The sequence below is a fragment of the Nocardioides sp. genome (assembly GCF_031422975.1).
Taxonomy (GTDB): Bacteria; Actinomycetota; Actinomycetes; order Propionibacteriales; family Nocardioidaceae; genus Nocardioides.
On the sequence record NZ_JANPEO010000509.1, the window covers coordinates 1 to 14,214 of the forward strand.

A 14,214-nucleotide genomic window follows, 5' to 3' on the forward strand; every position below is an offset into this window, starting at 1 on the left:
CGGCTGAGCGGCACGCTGCTGGTGCTCGCTGGCCTGTACGTCGCCTACTACGGCTGGTGGGAGCTGCGGGTGCTGGCCGGTGGAGACCCGGACGACCCGGTGATCACGGCGGCAGGCACCGTTCAACGCACCCTCGTGGAGACCGTCCAGGCCGTGGGCGCGGGTGGCTGGCTCGTCGTGGGCGCTCTCCTGCTCGCCGGTGTCGTGCTGGGTCGGCGTCGTGGCCGGCCGACCGGACGTGATCGGCGGGCTGGCGACACGACTTCGGGGGGACATGGCTGACCATTGCGAGTCATGGCCGGATCGACCGGCGCAGGCGCCGCCCCACGAACTCGGTCAACACACTGACCGCGAACGACGCGACGAGCAGGGTGGTGACCACCGGGAAGCGGAAAACCGCCAGGTTCTCGGAGAGCAGCCGCCCGAGGCCGGCTGCCCCCACGATGCCCACAACGGCGGTCTCACGCACGCAGATCTCGAAGCGGTAGAGCGTGTAGGTCACCAGTTGGTGGGTTGACGGCGGAACGGTCGCCATCAGGGTGGTCAGGCTGGACCTGACCCCGGTGTTCCGCAGGGCGTCTCGCGCATGAGTGTCCACGCTCTCCCAGGACTCCGCGACCAGGCGCCCCAGGATCCCGCCGGTGTAGAGCCCCAGCGCGAGCGCTCCGGGAAGTACGCCGGGAAACAGCACCAGCAGCGCGACGACCGCCCAGACGGTCGGGGGGATGGAACGCAGGACGAGCAGCAGGGCACGAGCGACCCACCAGGTGAGAGAACGCGCGACCCGCAGAGCGGCGGGGGTGCGGTGGTCGGCCAAGCCGCGCCGCGCGCTGATCGCCCAGGGCCCGACCGCGACGGTGAGGACCACGGCGACGAGCATGGCCAGGATCGCCATCGCCAGGGTGTCGAGCACCGACCCACCGAGCACCGACCAGCCGCCCGGAGGCAACTGCGGTGGCCACAGGTCATCGAGCAACCGGCCCGTCAGATGGCGGGTCCGGGGGCTGGTGAGCCCACCCATCGTCACACCGGAGGCGACCCAGGCGACGACGAGGCCGGGCACCAGGACGAGCACGGAGAACCGGGCCCAGCGAGAGCCGCGGGGACGCGGGTTGCTACGGGAAGGCTCGGTGGTGGTTTCGAGGTCACCACGTTTCCCAGCACCGACCGACCACTCGGAGCAGCTCGCGACGGCCATGTCACCGCGGAGCGTGGTGCTCCAGAGGTCGACCAGGGCCGAGAGCACGAGGACGGCACCCACCACCGTCCAGACCTCGTCCCAGTTGCGTGACTGCAGGCTGACGACGAGTTCCTGGCCCAGGCCGCCGACGCCGACCACGCCGAGAAGCACGGTCGAGCGCACCGCGCACTCGAAGCGGTAGAAGGAGTAGGAAAGGAGCAGCGGTGCGGCCTGGGGCACCAGGGCGTAGGCGAGCACGGCGGTCGGTCGTGCACCGGCGTTCCGCAGGGACACGATCGGGCCGGACGGCACACCGTCGAGGGTCTCCCCGAAGACCTGGGCCGTCTGCGCCCCGAACGGCAGCGCAATGGCCAGCACCGCGACCAGGGGGTCGAGACCGAGCACGCTCACGAACAGCAGCGCCCAGACCAGCTCGTGGATGGAGCGGGTAGCCACCAGCAGGCCGCGCAGTGCGAACCGTAGGACCCGTACCGGCCGCGGCGGGCGGTGCGACCAGGCCACGTCGCTGAGCACCAGGCCACCGAGCACACCGATCACGAGGGCGCCTGCGGTGCCCAGCGCCGCGAAAGCCAGGGTCACGCCGGCCGCATCGATGACCAGTGCCAGGAAGGCAGGGTCCAGCGACGGGGTGAGGGCATTCGCAAAGAGGTCGCCCAGCAGGGGGAGACCACCTCGGTTGACCAGATCCGTGCCGGTGGGCACCGCACGGTGGACTGCCCAGGCCACCGGCAGGACGACGATGAGGAGTCCGGTGAGGCGGCGGAGCAGCACACGGTGGCCGGTCACGAGTCGCGGTCGGGCCAGAGGAGATGGCACCCGCGCAGCCGGCCGCTGTTCCAGCAGTTGGGTCATGTCAGTGCGTAGAGGTCGCCCAGCAGGGCGTCGGTGAGTTCGGCGATCGGCACATCGAAGACGAGGCTGCCCTCGCGCAAGCCGATCGCGCGGGTGCAGTGCTTCCGGGCGAGCTCGGGCTGGTGGAGGCTGACCATCAGCGTTGCCTTCTCGGCCGGTGCGCGGAGTAGGTCGAGGGTCTCTGTGGCCCGTGTCGGGTCGAGGCTGGAGACAGGCTCGTCGGCGAGGATCAGTCCGGGGGACTGGACAAGAAGCCGAGCGATGGCGACCCGTTGGCGTTCGCCGCCCGAGAGGCGCTCGGTACGCTCGTGCAGCGCCCACTCCATGCCGACTCTGTGGAGGGCGGACCTGATCTGGTCATCGGGGCGTGGCCACACCAAGGAGCCGACCGCGCGGAGCAGGCTCCACGATCCGAGGCGACCCGCGTTCACGTTGTGCAGCACCCGGACCTGTTCGATCAGATCAAGGCGCTGGGAGACCGTGCCGATCGTTCGTTGAAGTGCACGAAGACGGCCAGACGAGAGGCCGGCGAGGTCCTGACCGAACACCTCGACTACCCCGTCGGTCGCGGGAATGGAGCCGTTCAACAGGGAGAGCAAGGTGCTCTTGCCGGCTCCGCTGGCACCAAGCAGGGCTACGCGTTCGCCCTCATGCACGATGAGGTCAACCCCGGACAGCGCCTGGTGGTGGCCGAAGCGGCAGCCTGCGCCGGTCAGCCGGATCGCGGGGGTGGTGTTCACGCCAACAGACCCTGCTCCTTGGCAACGGCCTCGATCTGGTCGTAGTTGGAGTCCTCGGTCGGTATGAACGACTCGGCCCCGAAGAGCTCCAGGATGGCCTGGTCGTCGGGTGTGGCGGCGTCCAGTCCGAGCAGCAGGTCGGTGATCTGTTGGGTGGTGCCCTCACCGAACACCTTGTCCACGTCGGGTCGTACCAGCCAGTGGTAGTCGGCGTATCCGGGCGTTTGCCACAGGACGACGACGTTGGACAGGTCGACCTCGCCGGCCTCCTTGGCGGTGTTCCAGACCTGCTCGTTGACCGCTCCGACCTCGAAGCTCCCGGAGGCGACCGCCTCGATGGTGGCGTCGTGGGATCCGGAGAAACCGGGAGACCCCTTCAGGGCGGCAGGGTCCAGCCCGCCCTGGGCCATGAAGTACTGCGGCATCAGGCGTCCCGACGTCGAGGTCTCGCTGCCGAAGGTGAGTGTGTGGCCGGTCAGACTGGTGAGCCCGGCCTCGTCCTCGAAGGGCTGGAGCCCCGACTTCTTGGTGGCGATGAACAGGCTGTGGAAGTCGGCATCGATGTCACGCTGGGCGATCGCGGTGGCGCCGGGCACGCGCGCTCGGGCCTGTACACCGGTCAGCCCGCCCATCCAGGCAAGATAGATGTCTCCCACCTCGAAGGCACGCACGACGGCCGTGTAGTCGGTGACCGGCTTGTATTCCACGTCGAGGCCGGTGTCGCTGGCGAAGCGCTTCGCGAGCACCGGGTAGAGCCGGTTCAGCAGTTCGGGGTCCTGGTCGGGGATGGCCGACATTCCTAGGACCGTCGCTGCCTTCGTGGCGCTGGGGGTGTCCTCGCTTCCGCAGGCGGTCAGGGCCAGGAGGCCGGCCGTGCCGAGCAGGACGGAGCGTCGAGAGGGTGCTAGCACGGGTGTCTCCATGGTGTCTGAGGGTCAGCGGGAACTGCGGTCATGGCTCGGGGATCGGGAACCGGCGTCGGCAGGTGCGCCCAGGAAGAGGGCGACGACGGCCACGGAGAAGTAGTACGCCGCGGATGTGGCCGTGCCGCCGAGGATCGGGTCGGTGAAGCCGAGCTGGGCGTGCAGGGACAGCCCGGCAAGTGCGGCGAGGACGGCCGCGCCACGGACCGCCGCTCGGGGTCCGCCTCGTGTGGCCGTGACCATGAGCACCCCGACGATGACCAGCACGAGCCCGCCGAGCAGGTTGTACTCGCCGAGGCTGATCGACAGGTTGCTCGACACCAGCCCGGGACCGCGCACGGCCAGGGGGTCACCGAAGGACCTCACCACGCTGTACGCCCCCAGGAGCGTGGTCAGCCCGCCCCAGAACTGCCCCAGGGCGCGCGAGCTAAGAAGACCGGCGCGGAGCCCGTCCACGGCCAGCACCCTGCCGGCCGAGCTGAACAAGATGACGACGTGCGCGCCGATCATCAGCCAGTAGGACCAGGGCCACTCGTTGGGTGCGTAGGCCACCGACAAGGCGATCGCCAGCGACTGCGCGACCCCGATGGCCGCTGCCAGTCGCACCCACGCACCGGTGAGCAGCAGCACCGCCAGGGTGGTCTCGGCGACGAGGACCATCCAGCCGAACGGTGTGAACACCGGCAGCACCAGGTGCTCGACGACCCAGCTGTACGGCGCGAAGACCGGGTGGCTCACCGCGTAGGAGGTGAACTTGAACAGGCCGTTGTCGGCGTCCTGCCCGAAGTCGGGCGCACGCTTCCAGGAGACGTTGTAGAGCCAGAGCAGGCCCAGCAGGATGCGCAACGCCGCGGCGCCGACAGCCTGGGGGCGGGGGACCGCCTCGGTGGCCGGAGCCAGCAACCAACCGAGGGTCGTCCTCCCGCGGTGGATCAGTGTCGTGTCAGGCACAACGGAACACCTCTCGTCCAGAAGCCGCGGCTGCACCCTGCACGGCAAGGGTGTCGCGCACGACACCGAAGATCTCCTCGACCGAGAGGGGTGCATCGGCGATCCGCATGTTCGGGTTCGTCACCGCCACCGGATGCCACCAGGCTCCGTCGGCGGTGATCGTGGGCTCGGGTTCGAGGGTGTCGATCGAGACGTGGATCCCGGTGTCGGCGAAGCCCTCCTGGGCGACCGGCCGGATCACCCGGTCCTCCTGGGCGATGCCTTCAGCGTTCAGCCGCTCGTGCAGGGCCGCGACGCCGACCGGGTCCTCGTCGTACATCGTGGCGGCGACGCGTACCCGGAACCCCAGCGACTTGGCCAGTCCGATGCCGTCCAGCGCGCGGGCCCACGACCCGGTGCCGCGCTGGCGGTCGTGGAGGTCGGGGGTGGCGGAGTCCAGGCTCACCTGCAGCACCACCGAGCGGTCAAGAGCCTCGAGCGTCTCGCGGCGGCGACCGCGGCCGAAGATCATCGCGTTGGTCAAGATGGTGCGCTCCAGGGCGGCACCGGCATCGACGAGGTCACCGAGCTCGGGGTGCATGAACGGCTCGCCGCCGGTCAGGAAGAGCTCGCGGCCTCCTTGGGCGGCGAACTCGTCGAAGATCCCCTTGGCCACCCCGGGATCGAGTCGCCGAGAGTCCGCCTTGGGGGAGGACTCGGCACAGCAGTAGAGGCAGGCGAGGTTGCAGTCGAAGTTGGTGTACGCCCACAGCCGGTGCCCGACCGGGGTCTTGCTGCCCAGGCTGAACACGGTGCTCGGACCTGCCAGGGACCCGGCCTTGCGCACCGCGAACCACCACGGCCCGTCGGCGGTCTCGGCGACTTCGCCGGTCACGTCGTGGCCGACGAGCTCGGCCCACACCGGCAGGTCGGTGACCACGCTGGGCTCGGCGCTGCGGATGCCGAGCAGGTCACCCGGTGACAGTCGACGCATCGCCCGGGTGATGAGCAGCAGCAGTCCGCTTCCGCAGTCCATGTCACCGCCGTCGATCAGGCTCGCGACCTGACCCAGAGGGCCGGCCTCCCGCAGGTCAACGGCCGGCAATGACTCTGTCATCTGCTCACCCTAGGCTCGCCGGCCGTCGGGTCGGACGGCGTACCAGTTGCCACCGTTCAGGAAGACGTCGTGGCACTCCACCTCGTGCTTGTCTTCATGCGCGGAGAAGTACAGGGGGTGGCCGTCGTAGGTGACCTGGCTCGTCCCGTCGCGACGCGGGGTGCTGCCAAGCAGTGATGCCCGAACCTGTTGGCCGGCGCGGGGGCGGCCCTTGGTGAGAACGGGTGGCCAGGCGCGGGCGCAGGGGCCATAGCACCGCGGCCCGGATGTGCCTTCGACGTCGAACAGGTAGATCGCCTGCCCAATGGCATCGAACAGGATCGTCCCGTAGTCACTCGCCGCGGCGACAACGGAGGTGCCGCGCCGGGTCGGCCGGGCAGAGAGTGACACGGAAAGCTCTGCTGAGGGCAGGACGGCGATGGGGCCGGTCTCGCTCGGCGGGGAGGTGCTGTCCACGACCGCTGAGGTGGCCGGCTGCTCGGCGCAGGCCGTCAGCAGGCCCAGAGTCAACACGATGGCGGCGGGGCGCATTCTCACCCGGCCATTCTCCCCCCGAGTCTCCGCGTCTGGCTGGCAGAGATCTGACGATTCCGTGACGACCTAGGCCCGCTGGCTGGGCGGGTCTGTCGCGCGGTCGGACTCGAGGGAAGAATGCTCGGATGGTGCACCGCGTCCCGATGTCGACGCCTGGTTCGAGACCTACGACCACCCGCAGAAGGAGCTCGTGCAGGTAGTACGCCGGATCATCCTTGACGCTGACCCGCGTATGACGGAGACCATCAAGTGGAAGGCGTACCACTGCGGCGCGTGCGTCGGGTCTGCGGCGAAGGCCGAAACGACCGCGGGTGTGCACGCGATCGTTGTCTCCACCATTATGTCAACGGGCATGTTCCAACTACGGCGTGTCGGGCCGCGGTGCGCGGTCGCCGACTCGCGACCTGGTTCTGGGTCAGGTCGGGAGGACGGCCGACTGGGCCTGCCCGGACAAATTGTGTGTCGGTCACCGGGAGTGAGCACAACCCGGGGCTGTCGTATCGTCACTTCATGTCCGTGACTGGTCCACGTCCCGATGATGCCGAGTCACGCAGCTCCTTCTGGGAGGGGGTGCACGACGGCAAGGACGTCGACGGCGTCTCGTGGTGGCAGTCGGTGCCCGAGCTGTCCCTGGGTCTGGTCGACGAGACGGGAGTGGGGATCGGGGAGCCGATCATTGACGTCGGTGCGGGTTGGTCGACGCTGGTCGACCACCTGGTCGACCGTGGCTACCGCGACCTGACCGCGATCGACCTGTCGGCCACGGCGTTGGCGACGGTGCGCGGCCGGATCGGAGATGCCGGCAAGGACGTCGTGCTCGATGTCGCGGACGTTCTCGACTTCCACCCCGGCCGCCTCTTCGTGCTGTGGCACGACCGTGCCGTGTTCCACTTCCTCACCGAGCTCGACGAGCGCGACGACTACCGGGCCTCACTCGAGCGGTGCGTGCGGCCGGGTGGCTTTGTCGTGGTCGCCACTTTCGGCCCGGACGGCCCGACGACCTGCAGCGGACTCCCGATCGTGCGCTACACACACGATGATTTGGTGGCCGAGTTCCCCGGCTACCGGCTGCTGTCCACCAGCGGCGAGGACCACGAAACGCCGTGGGGCACCACACAGCAGTTCACCGCCGTGCTGCTCCAGCGCGAGGTCTGATCGAGTGGGTCCGACATAGGGTGAACGTATGGACGCTGACATCAATTTCTACTTCGACCCTGTCTGTCCCTTCGCCTGGATGACCAGCAAGTGGGTGCGGCAGGTGCAGGCGCAGCGCGACTACACGGTGGACTGGAGGTTCATCTCGTTGCGGCTGATCAACGCCGACGTCGACTACGATGCCCACTTCCCACCGGAGTACGAAGCCGGGCACACGGCCGGGCTCAGGCTTCTGCGGGTGGCCGCCCGGGCACGATCGGAGCACGGCCGCGAGGCGATTGCGCCGTTGTACGCCGCGTTCGGGGCGCACATCTTCGACACCGCACCCGCCCCGGTTGACGACCGCACCGAGGGCGAGGTGCGTGAACGACGCGGGACCCGCGAGTTCGTCGAACCGATCCTCGCCGAGGCGGGTTTGCCGCTCGAGCTGGCGGACGCTCTCGACGACGACTCATGGGACCTCGAGATCCGGCAGGAGACCGACGAGGCGCTCTCGTTGACGGGGAAGGACGTGGGCACGCCCATCATCCACTTCGAGCCACCCGCCGGCGTGGCCTTCTTCGGGCCGGTGATCAGCCGGCTGCCGCACGAGGACTCGGCGGCCGAGCTGTGGGACCACGTGGTCGCGCTGGCACGCTTCCCGGGTTTCGCCGAGCTCAAGCGCAGTCTTCGCGAGCAGCCCCAGCTGGCCGCCCTCGGCGTCGACGTCGACACGGTGGGCCAGCAGGAGGACTGGCACGGCGGCAGCCGGCGGCAGAAGAGGTGACCCCGACCGTGGGAAGTGACACGAGCGGAACGAACGTCCGCAGTCACCAGGAGTCCGTCACGGTCGATGCGTCGGCCGAGATGCTCTACGACCTGGTCTCCGACATCACCCGAACCGGTGAGTGGAGCCCGGTCTGTACGTCGTGCTGGTGGGACGACGAGGCCGAGGCCGGTCAGGTCGGTGCCTGGTTCACCGGGCGCAACGAGCTGCCGCACCGGACGTGGGAGACCAGGTCCGAGGTGGTGGCGGCCGATCGCGGTCACGAGTTCGCCTGGGTGGTGGGCGGCAACTTCGTCCGCTGGGGCTTCACCTTCGCCCCCACGGGGACGGGGACGACGCTCACCGAGTCGTGGGAGTTCTTGCCTGGCGGGATCGCCATGTTCGAGGAGAAGTTCGGCGACCAGGCGCCCGTCCAGATCGCCGACCGCACCCGGCAGGCCCTCGACGGCATCCCGAAGACCCTCGCCGCGATCAAGTGGATCGCCGAGTCCTCCACCGGCGGAGGGGCGCAGGCCCGGTGATGACCGGGCATCCACTGGAAGGCGGGCGACCGATGACCGACGTACGCGATCTGCTGGCCTTCCTCGAGACCGACCCGCGTGACGTGGGCTGCGAACGCGTCTGGGAGCTGGTCGACGTCTACGCCGAGATGGTCGGCGCGGGTGGGGACCCCGAGGGGCTGTTCCCCGGGGTCACCGCGCACCTGGCCTCCTGCGGCCCGTGCGAGCAGGACTTCCAGGGCCTGCTGACGGCACTGCCGCACGAGGCGACGAGAAGCGAGAGGGGAACCCGATGGTGAAAGTGATTGCGTTCGACGTGAACGAGACGCTGCTGGACCTGTCCGCGCTGGACGCGGCGTTCGAGGCGACGTTCGGCAGCGCCGCCCTGCGCGGCCAGTGGTTCGCGCAGATGCTGCAGCTGTCCTTCGTGGGCGGGCTGACTCACCGGTACGTCGACTTCGGCACCGCGCAGCGCGCCGCGTTCACCATGCTGGTCGAACGCCAGAAAGTCGATGTCAACCCGGCCGCCGCCGACGTTGTTGTCGCAGCCATGAGCACGTTGCCACCGCACCCCGAGGTCCGGGCGGCCCTGCGCCGCCTCGGCGCCAGCACCTTGCGGGTCGTCGCGCTCACGAACTCCTCCGAGAACGTCGCGGTGGCGCAGGTGACCAACGCCGGACTGCTGGACTGCTTCGACGCAGTCCTGTCCGCCGACACCGTCCGCGCGCTCAAGCCCTCGCCGGAGCCCTACCTCCACGTCGCGTCTACCCAAGGGGTGCCCGTCACCGACGTGCGCCTCGTGGCCGCGCATCCGTGGGACATCAGCGGTGCGTTGGCGGCCGGGTGCCGGGCGGCATTCGTGGCACGACCCGGTGCCGTGCTCAGCCCACTCGGGGACCAGCCCGACATCGTCGGAGCCGACCTCACGGAGGTTGTCGACAGGATCCTTGCCGTGGACACGGCCTAGTCTCGAGAAGTCAACACAGCACTTCCGATGACGAGTGCCACCCGCGCGTGACTGCTCAGTTCGCTTCGTCCTCGACGGGCGGCGCGCCGGCTGGCTCTTGCTCCCGCAGCACCCGGAGCGCGTAGAGAGCGAGAGCCAGTGCGGCGGTCATGCCCAGCAGCAGGGCGAGGTTGGCTGCGTAGTCGCGCAGCAGGATCGCCTTGGACTCGGGTTGGGTGCCTTGGCGACCGATGAGGGGGATGGCGATGACCGTGATGAGCGCGCCTGCGAGGAGTGCGCCTTGAAGATAGCGACGCCCGCGCGGTGGTACGGCGGCGAGCGCGATGCCGGTGCCGACGGTGATCGGCGCGATGAGGCCATCGTGGAGCGCGACAGCAGCAATCAGCCACACGAGGAGAACGAGGAGGTCACCTGCGTCGAGCTCGGTGACCAGCCGAAAGACACCGAACGTCAGCAGCAGTCCGCCTGCCACCCCCAGTGCGATGCGGTAATTGCGCACTAGGTCACCTCTATCCGGTGTAGCCACTTGGTGTTGAGGACTCCGGGTCGGTTGGGGGCGATCAACCGCACTGGGTATCCGTGGTCGAGGTTGATCCGCTCGCCATTGAGGTGGGTGGCGATTAGCGCCGCGCCAACGTGGGGGCCTACCAGCATGCTGTGGTTGTAGCCGTTGGGCTGCAGCGAGAAGACCTCGACACTCGAAGACGTGTCGCCGCCGGCGCGCCGGACGAGGTCGATCACCGGGATGCCCCGCCACTCTGCACCGACGCTCCATCCCTCGACGCAGCTCAGCGGGAAGTGCTCGCTCACCGACCTCATCGACTCAAGTTCCTCAAGGGTCAGGGTGAAGGGCGTGGGGCCGGTCACGTCGAGCCGCCAGTCCTCAGCCGTGGCCAGGGTGAGAACCTGCGCCGACATGGCTGTCTTGTTCACGGGGACACCCTGTGGACCTTTCGAGGCCTCCCTGGTCGCGAGTAGACCGATGCGCGCCAGCGGCGTGACGGTCTGGCCGATCGTGGTGAGAACGATCACTCCGATCCCGGAGCCAACGGCGACGAACAGGCCTCGCCGGTCCATCGCCGGCATGACCGGCGGCGGAACCGTTCCGGCGTTGCTGTGCGCCAGTGGGTTCTCGTTCCACGGAACCTCGGTCAGTACGTCGGCGTCGCCAAGCCTCGCCTGGAGGCCGTACTTGATATCCGGCAGCTTCAACGCGATGTGCAGGAGGACGGAACCGATCAGCACGTAGCCGAGGTAGCGGTGGGTCGAGGGGAACGACCATGGCCAGGGATACCAGTTCAGCGTGTTGAGGAACCCGGTCGTGAGCTGGACCAGCGCCGAGGCGACGAGCACGAACACCGAGAGGCGCTCGAGGGCGTGCTTCATCGATCGGATGGGCGGCCAGCGGAACAGGTTCGGGTAGACCGACCACAGCTTGACCAGCAGCAGCGGGATGGCCGCGACGCCGGTGGCCACGTGCAGCCCTTGCGTCACGCGATAGGCCTGCACCGGGGATGCGGGTACAGGCAGCCACGACCAGGGCTGGTACTGGTAGTGACTCAACATCCCCGTCACGAAGCACACCGCGAAACAGATCCCCAACGCCCGACCCAGCCGGGCCGTGACTGCCGTCGACCTCAGCGGGCTCCGAAAGCGGGGCCACCATCGTGGACGACTCGCTCCCGTTCTCCCCGTGACCTCGGGCCCTGGCGCGGGTTGCATCACCTCATCATGCACTCCGAAACCCCTCCCTGCCACCGAGGTGGCTCACGCTTCTGGTCACCCTTAGCCTCGATCCACCGATGAGTAGCCGAGGGTTCCTGGCCCGGTGCTGAGGGTTCACTGCTGGGATCGGGGCGTGCCCTGATCGGCTGGCCTCGCTGCCAGGTCGTTCCAGGTTGTCGTCGTGCCGTGTCGGCGGAGCGGTCAGGTCGTCGCTGCCGGTGGTCCGCAGGCCTTGGTGAACAGGTCGCTCCAGGCGGTCTCCCAAGGCCACGACGTTGGTAGGTGCAGTCTCACCCGTCGTGCGGAGGACGCGACCCGTGCAGGGACGGCGATCAGCTTGCGGCGGATGGTCGCGGTGGTGGCCTTGGCCAGTCCTGGGCCGGTGATGGTCGCGGCGGCGCGGGTCAGGTTGAACGCCATCACGGCCAGCACGAGCCAGGCTGCGTTCGCGGTGAACTTGCCCGAAGGCAGGTGCGCCAGCGCTGAGTTCTTCAGATCGGCATGGACTTGTTCGATGATCGCGTGGCCGCGGTGGGTCTTGTCCGCGGCCACCGTGCCTGCCACGGCCGGGTCGGTGGTGGTGAAGAGGGCGTGGAAGCGCCAGGTGTCGAACAACGCCTCCTGCCCGGGGTTCTTGGACGGGTTGAGGTCAGGGATCCGACGGACCACGAGGCGGCCGGGGACCTGCTCGGTTGCCTTGCGTGAGCTGAACGCGGTGAAGGGAATCTCGGCGACCTCGGCCCGCGAGATCCAGGTCTGGGTCTGCTCGTCGAAGACCGCGTCGGTGTACTCGATCGGGGTCCACGCATCCTCACCGATGGCGGAGATCGCGGCCTTGACCTTGGGATCCATCCGCACGGTGACCGACACGTCGGCGCCAGCGCGCATCGCAGCGGCGACCATCGGGTGGGCGTAGAACGCGGAGTCGGCACGCACCAACACCTTGGCCGGTGAGATCGAGGCGACGGTCTTCAAGGCGTCGGCGATCAGCCGTTTGGCGCCGCGTGGTGAGCCGCACGAGCCCTTGCGGAGTCGTTGGGCCACGACCCACCGGTGCCGAGTGGGTGGTGGCGACGACAGCGATTAGGGCGTTGAGTCCACGAACCCCGGAGTAGCCGTATCCCGAGCCCTGCTTGGCGTAGCCGTGGACCTCGATGATGGTGTCGTCGATGTCCACCATCACCCGCTGGGTCGATTCGGGGGCCGTGGTGACCAGTGGTGTTTGGTCGGCCAAGTCGGTCAGGAACCTGGAGGCGACCGCATCGAGTTGGCGGACATGGCCGAAGGTGAACGAGCGCAGGAACGAACCCAACGTCGAGGGTGCGTAGGCGTTGCTGAACACCTTGCCCATCCCGCCATGGCGAAGCAGCGCCATGTCGTCGATGGAGTCCGCGCCCGCGACCATCCCGGCGACGAGGGAGGCGACCTTCAGCCCTGCGTTGGCGCCCTTGTCGGTCGGCACCGACAGGTGCTGTTGGGCGAGCTCGTGGAGTCCAGCGGACCGGGCCAGCGCGAGCACCGGGACCAGCCCGGCCGACGACACGAGATTCGGATCGTCGAACACTGCCTACATGGCACGGGGCGTGTGGGAAAGTTGCATCTACGAGATGCCCTTCGTGATGGTCGAAATCGGTCCCTAGAGAAGACAGATTTTCCCAGCACGTAAGGGCATTCTCACTTCACTACGCGCTCACACCACCAACCTCATCGGTGGATCGAGGCTAAGGGCTGGAACCGAGGCCCAGTTCGTCGACTCAGCGCAGCGGCACGGGCCGAGGCAGGCGCATCCCGTCGATGAGGGTGTCTACCCGCTCGTTGTAGAAGGCCACCATCCCGGCCACGGACTGCACGGCGGGCATAGGAGGTCGCAGCTCCTGACCTGCTGCTTCTCTATCACCGACTGGCTCACCGACTGGGACGAAGAAGTCCCCGAGACTATGCGCGACCACTCCAACGCGGGTCACGACATGGACGACATGGGCGGGTCCATGGACGAGGAGAACATGCCGGGAATGATGACCTCGGACGGCATGAGTGCCCTCGAAGACGCCTCCGACGCCGAGTGAACCGCCCCGGCGAGTCCGGAGACTCCAGTCCTTGGGAAGGATGGAGTCATGTCAGGGAGAACGTCGAAGAGGTGCCCGGTCGAGCTGCGTGAGCGGGCGGTCCGGATGGTCGGTGAAATCGGTCCGATCATGAGTCGGAGTGGGCGGCGATGACCCAGGTCGCGCAGTCGCTCGGGGTCGGGACGCCAGAGACAGTCCGGAAGTGGTGCCGGCAGGGCGAGGTCGACGCCGGTAGGCGGCCGGGGACGACGAGTGATGAGTCGGCGGAGCTGCAGCGGCTGAAGCGGGAGAACGCCGAGCTCAAGCGTGCCAACGCGATCTTGCGGAGTGCTTCGGCTTTCTTCGCGGCCGAACTCGACCGGCCACAGCTTGATCGTGCAGTACATCGACTCGGTCGCAGGCAACCGCGACGGGGATGGATCAAGCTCGAAGACCTCGAGGCCGCCCCGCGAAAGATCCTTGCAGCGCGATGCTGAGGGTTGTCACGCCGTTGTTTCAGGGACCGACGGTGTGGCCGAACCAGCCCAACGAGCAGCCCTTGGTGCAACTGATGGCCAGGAGCCAGCTGTTGGGCTTGTTGCACGTATGTTGCATGGACAAAGGGAAAGAGGCCCTGAAAGGGCCTCTGACGCGAAGATTCACCCCGAGTGGGTGGGGCTTCGCGTCAGGGCTTTTCAGGACACGTTGTCGAGGGTCACGCGGTAGCCCATGGCTTCGAGTTGGTGGATCGCTCGGTTC

Annotated in this window: 14 protein-coding genes and 3 pseudogenes; 8 read left to right on the forward strand and 9 right to left on the reverse strand. The window is 68.2% G+C overall.

Annotated features, from left to right (window positions below):
- Positions 1 to 282 (forward strand): annotated as a pseudogene (locus RMO85_RS15205) (cytochrome c biogenesis protein CcdA); the annotation flags it as partial.
- A 10-nt stretch (positions 283 to 292) separates the two neighbouring features.
- Here RMO85_RS15205 and RMO85_RS15210 read toward each other — a convergent pair.
- The 6 genes from RMO85_RS15210 to RMO85_RS15235 all read right to left on the reverse strand — a co-directional run bounded on the left by RMO85_RS15210 (position 293) and on the right by RMO85_RS15235 (position 6,294).
- Complete coding sequence (locus tag RMO85_RS15210) at positions 293 to 1,987, reverse strand: ABC transporter permease subunit (protein WP_310529567.1); 1,695 nt, start codon at positions 1,985 to 1,987, stop codon at positions 293 to 295.
- Between the two features lie 62 nt (positions 1,988 to 2,049).
- Positions 2,050 to 2,793, reverse strand: a complete 744-nt coding sequence (locus tag RMO85_RS15215; protein WP_310529568.1) for an ATP-binding cassette domain-containing protein — start codon at positions 2,791 to 2,793, stop codon at positions 2,050 to 2,052.
- Entirely contained in the window at positions 2,790 to 3,704 is a 915-nt protein-coding gene (locus RMO85_RS15220) for a putative selenate ABC transporter substrate-binding protein (RefSeq protein WP_310529569.1), read from the reverse strand. Before RMO85_RS15220 ends, RMO85_RS15215 begins: the two co-directional genes overlap by 4 nt.
- A 24-nt stretch (positions 3,705 to 3,728) precedes the next feature.
- A complete protein-coding gene (locus RMO85_RS15225; protein ID WP_310529571.1) occupies positions 3,729 to 4,667 on the reverse strand; it encodes a hypothetical protein in 939 nt (312 codons plus the stop codon).
- Positions 4,660 to 5,763: a radical SAM protein gene (locus RMO85_RS15230; protein ID WP_310529572.1), complete on the reverse strand. Its 1,104-nt coding sequence runs from the start codon at positions 5,761 to 5,763 to the stop codon at positions 4,660 to 4,662. The genes RMO85_RS15225 and RMO85_RS15230 overlap by 8 nt, the downstream gene beginning before the upstream one ends.
- Before the next feature lie 9 nt (positions 5,764 to 5,772).
- A complete protein-coding gene (locus RMO85_RS15235; protein WP_310529573.1) occupies positions 5,773 to 6,294 on the reverse strand; it encodes a hypothetical protein in 522 nt (173 codons plus the stop codon).
- 513 nt (positions 6,295 to 6,807) lie between these two features.
- Here RMO85_RS15235 and RMO85_RS15240 point away from each other — a divergent pair.
- From RMO85_RS15240 to RMO85_RS15260, 5 genes are read left to right on the forward strand one after another with little or no spacing between them, the layout of a single operon-like run.
- Positions 6,808 to 7,452 carry a class I SAM-dependent methyltransferase gene (locus RMO85_RS15240; protein WP_310529574.1) on the forward strand — a complete coding sequence of 215 codons (645 nt, stop codon included), beginning with the start codon at positions 6,808 to 6,810 and terminating at the stop codon, positions 7,450 to 7,452.
- A gap of 28 nt (positions 7,453 to 7,480) precedes the next feature.
- On the forward strand, positions 7,481 to 8,218 hold the full coding sequence (locus RMO85_RS15245) for a hypothetical protein (RefSeq protein ID WP_310529575.1): 738 nt from the start codon (positions 7,481 to 7,483) through the stop codon (positions 8,216 to 8,218).
- Between the two features lie 8 nt (positions 8,219 to 8,226).
- The gene (locus RMO85_RS15250) at positions 8,227 to 8,739 is read left to right on the forward strand and encodes an SRPBCC family protein (protein ID WP_310529576.1); all 513 of its coding nucleotides are present in this window, start codon (positions 8,227 to 8,229) and stop codon (positions 8,737 to 8,739) included.
- A gap of 32 nt (positions 8,740 to 8,771) precedes the next feature.
- Positions 8,772 to 9,017 carry a hypothetical protein gene (locus tag RMO85_RS15255; protein ID WP_310529577.1) on the forward strand — a complete coding sequence of 82 codons (246 nt, stop codon included), beginning with the start codon at positions 8,772 to 8,774 and terminating at the stop codon, positions 9,015 to 9,017.
- A complete protein-coding gene (locus RMO85_RS15260; RefSeq protein WP_310529578.1) occupies positions 9,011 to 9,685 on the forward strand; it encodes a haloacid dehalogenase type II in 675 nt (224 codons plus the stop codon). Before RMO85_RS15255 ends, RMO85_RS15260 begins: the two co-directional genes overlap by 7 nt.
- Before the next feature lie 55 nt (positions 9,686 to 9,740).
- Here RMO85_RS15260 and RMO85_RS15265 read toward each other — a convergent pair whose 3' ends face one another.
- The 3 genes and pseudogenes from RMO85_RS15265 to RMO85_RS15275 all read right to left on the reverse strand — a co-directional run bounded on the left by RMO85_RS15265 (position 9,741) and on the right by RMO85_RS15275 (position 12,974).
- Positions 9,741 to 10,184, reverse strand: coding sequence for a hypothetical protein (locus RMO85_RS15265; RefSeq protein ID WP_310529579.1), 444 nt, complete (start codon positions 10,182 to 10,184; stop codon positions 9,741 to 9,743).
- The gene (locus RMO85_RS15270) at positions 10,184 to 11,251 is read right to left on the reverse strand and encodes a molybdopterin-dependent oxidoreductase (protein WP_310529580.1); all 1,068 of its coding nucleotides are present in this window, start codon (positions 11,249 to 11,251) and stop codon (positions 10,184 to 10,186) included. The genes RMO85_RS15265 and RMO85_RS15270 overlap by 1 nt, the downstream gene beginning before the upstream one ends.
- A gap of 360 nt (positions 11,252 to 11,611) precedes the next feature.
- Positions 11,612 to 12,974, reverse strand: a pseudogene (locus RMO85_RS15275) (IS1380 family transposase).
- 373 nt (positions 12,975 to 13,347) lie between these two features.
- Here RMO85_RS15275 and RMO85_RS15280 point away from each other — a divergent pair.
- The gene (locus RMO85_RS15280; RefSeq protein WP_310529581.1) at positions 13,348 to 13,476 is read left to right on the forward strand and encodes a hypothetical protein; all 129 of its coding nucleotides are present in this window, start codon (positions 13,348 to 13,350) and stop codon (positions 13,474 to 13,476) included.
- 48 nt (positions 13,477 to 13,524) lie between these two features.
- A pseudogene (locus RMO85_RS19680) lies at positions 13,525 to 13,840 on the forward strand (IS3 family transposase); the annotation flags it as partial.
- Positions 13,841 to 14,214: the final 374 nt, after the last annotated feature.

Excerpts from the sequence above, each read along its gene's own strand:
- RMO85_RS15270 (WP_310529580.1), bottom strand. The coding sequence starts at position 11,251 with ATGTTGAGTCACTACCAGTACCAGCCCTGGTCGTGGCTGCCTGTACCC.
- RMO85_RS15235 (WP_310529573.1), bottom strand. The coding sequence starts at position 6,294 with ATGCGCCCCGCCGCCATCGTGTTGACTCTGGGCCTGCTGACGGCCTGC.
- RMO85_RS15240 (WP_310529574.1), top strand. The coding sequence starts at position 6,808 with ATGTCCGTGACTGGTCCACGTCCCGATGATGCCGAGTCACGCAGCTCC.
- RMO85_RS15245 (WP_310529575.1), top strand. The coding sequence starts at position 7,481 with ATGGACGCTGACATCAATTTCTACTTCGACCCTGTCTGTCCCTTCGCC.
- RMO85_RS15260 (WP_310529578.1), top strand. The coding sequence starts at position 9,011 with ATGGTGAAAGTGATTGCGTTCGACGTGAACGAGACGCTGCTGGACCTG.
- RMO85_RS15280 (WP_310529581.1), top strand. The coding sequence starts at position 13,348 with ATGCGCGACCACTCCAACGCGGGTCACGACATGGACGACATGGGCGGG.
- RMO85_RS15230 (WP_310529572.1), bottom strand. The coding sequence starts at position 5,763 with ATGACAGAGTCATTGCCGGCCGTTGACCTGCGGGAGGCCGGCCCTCTG.
- RMO85_RS15255 (WP_310529577.1), top strand. The coding sequence starts at position 8,772 with ATGACCGACGTACGCGATCTGCTGGCCTTCCTCGAGACCGACCCGCGT.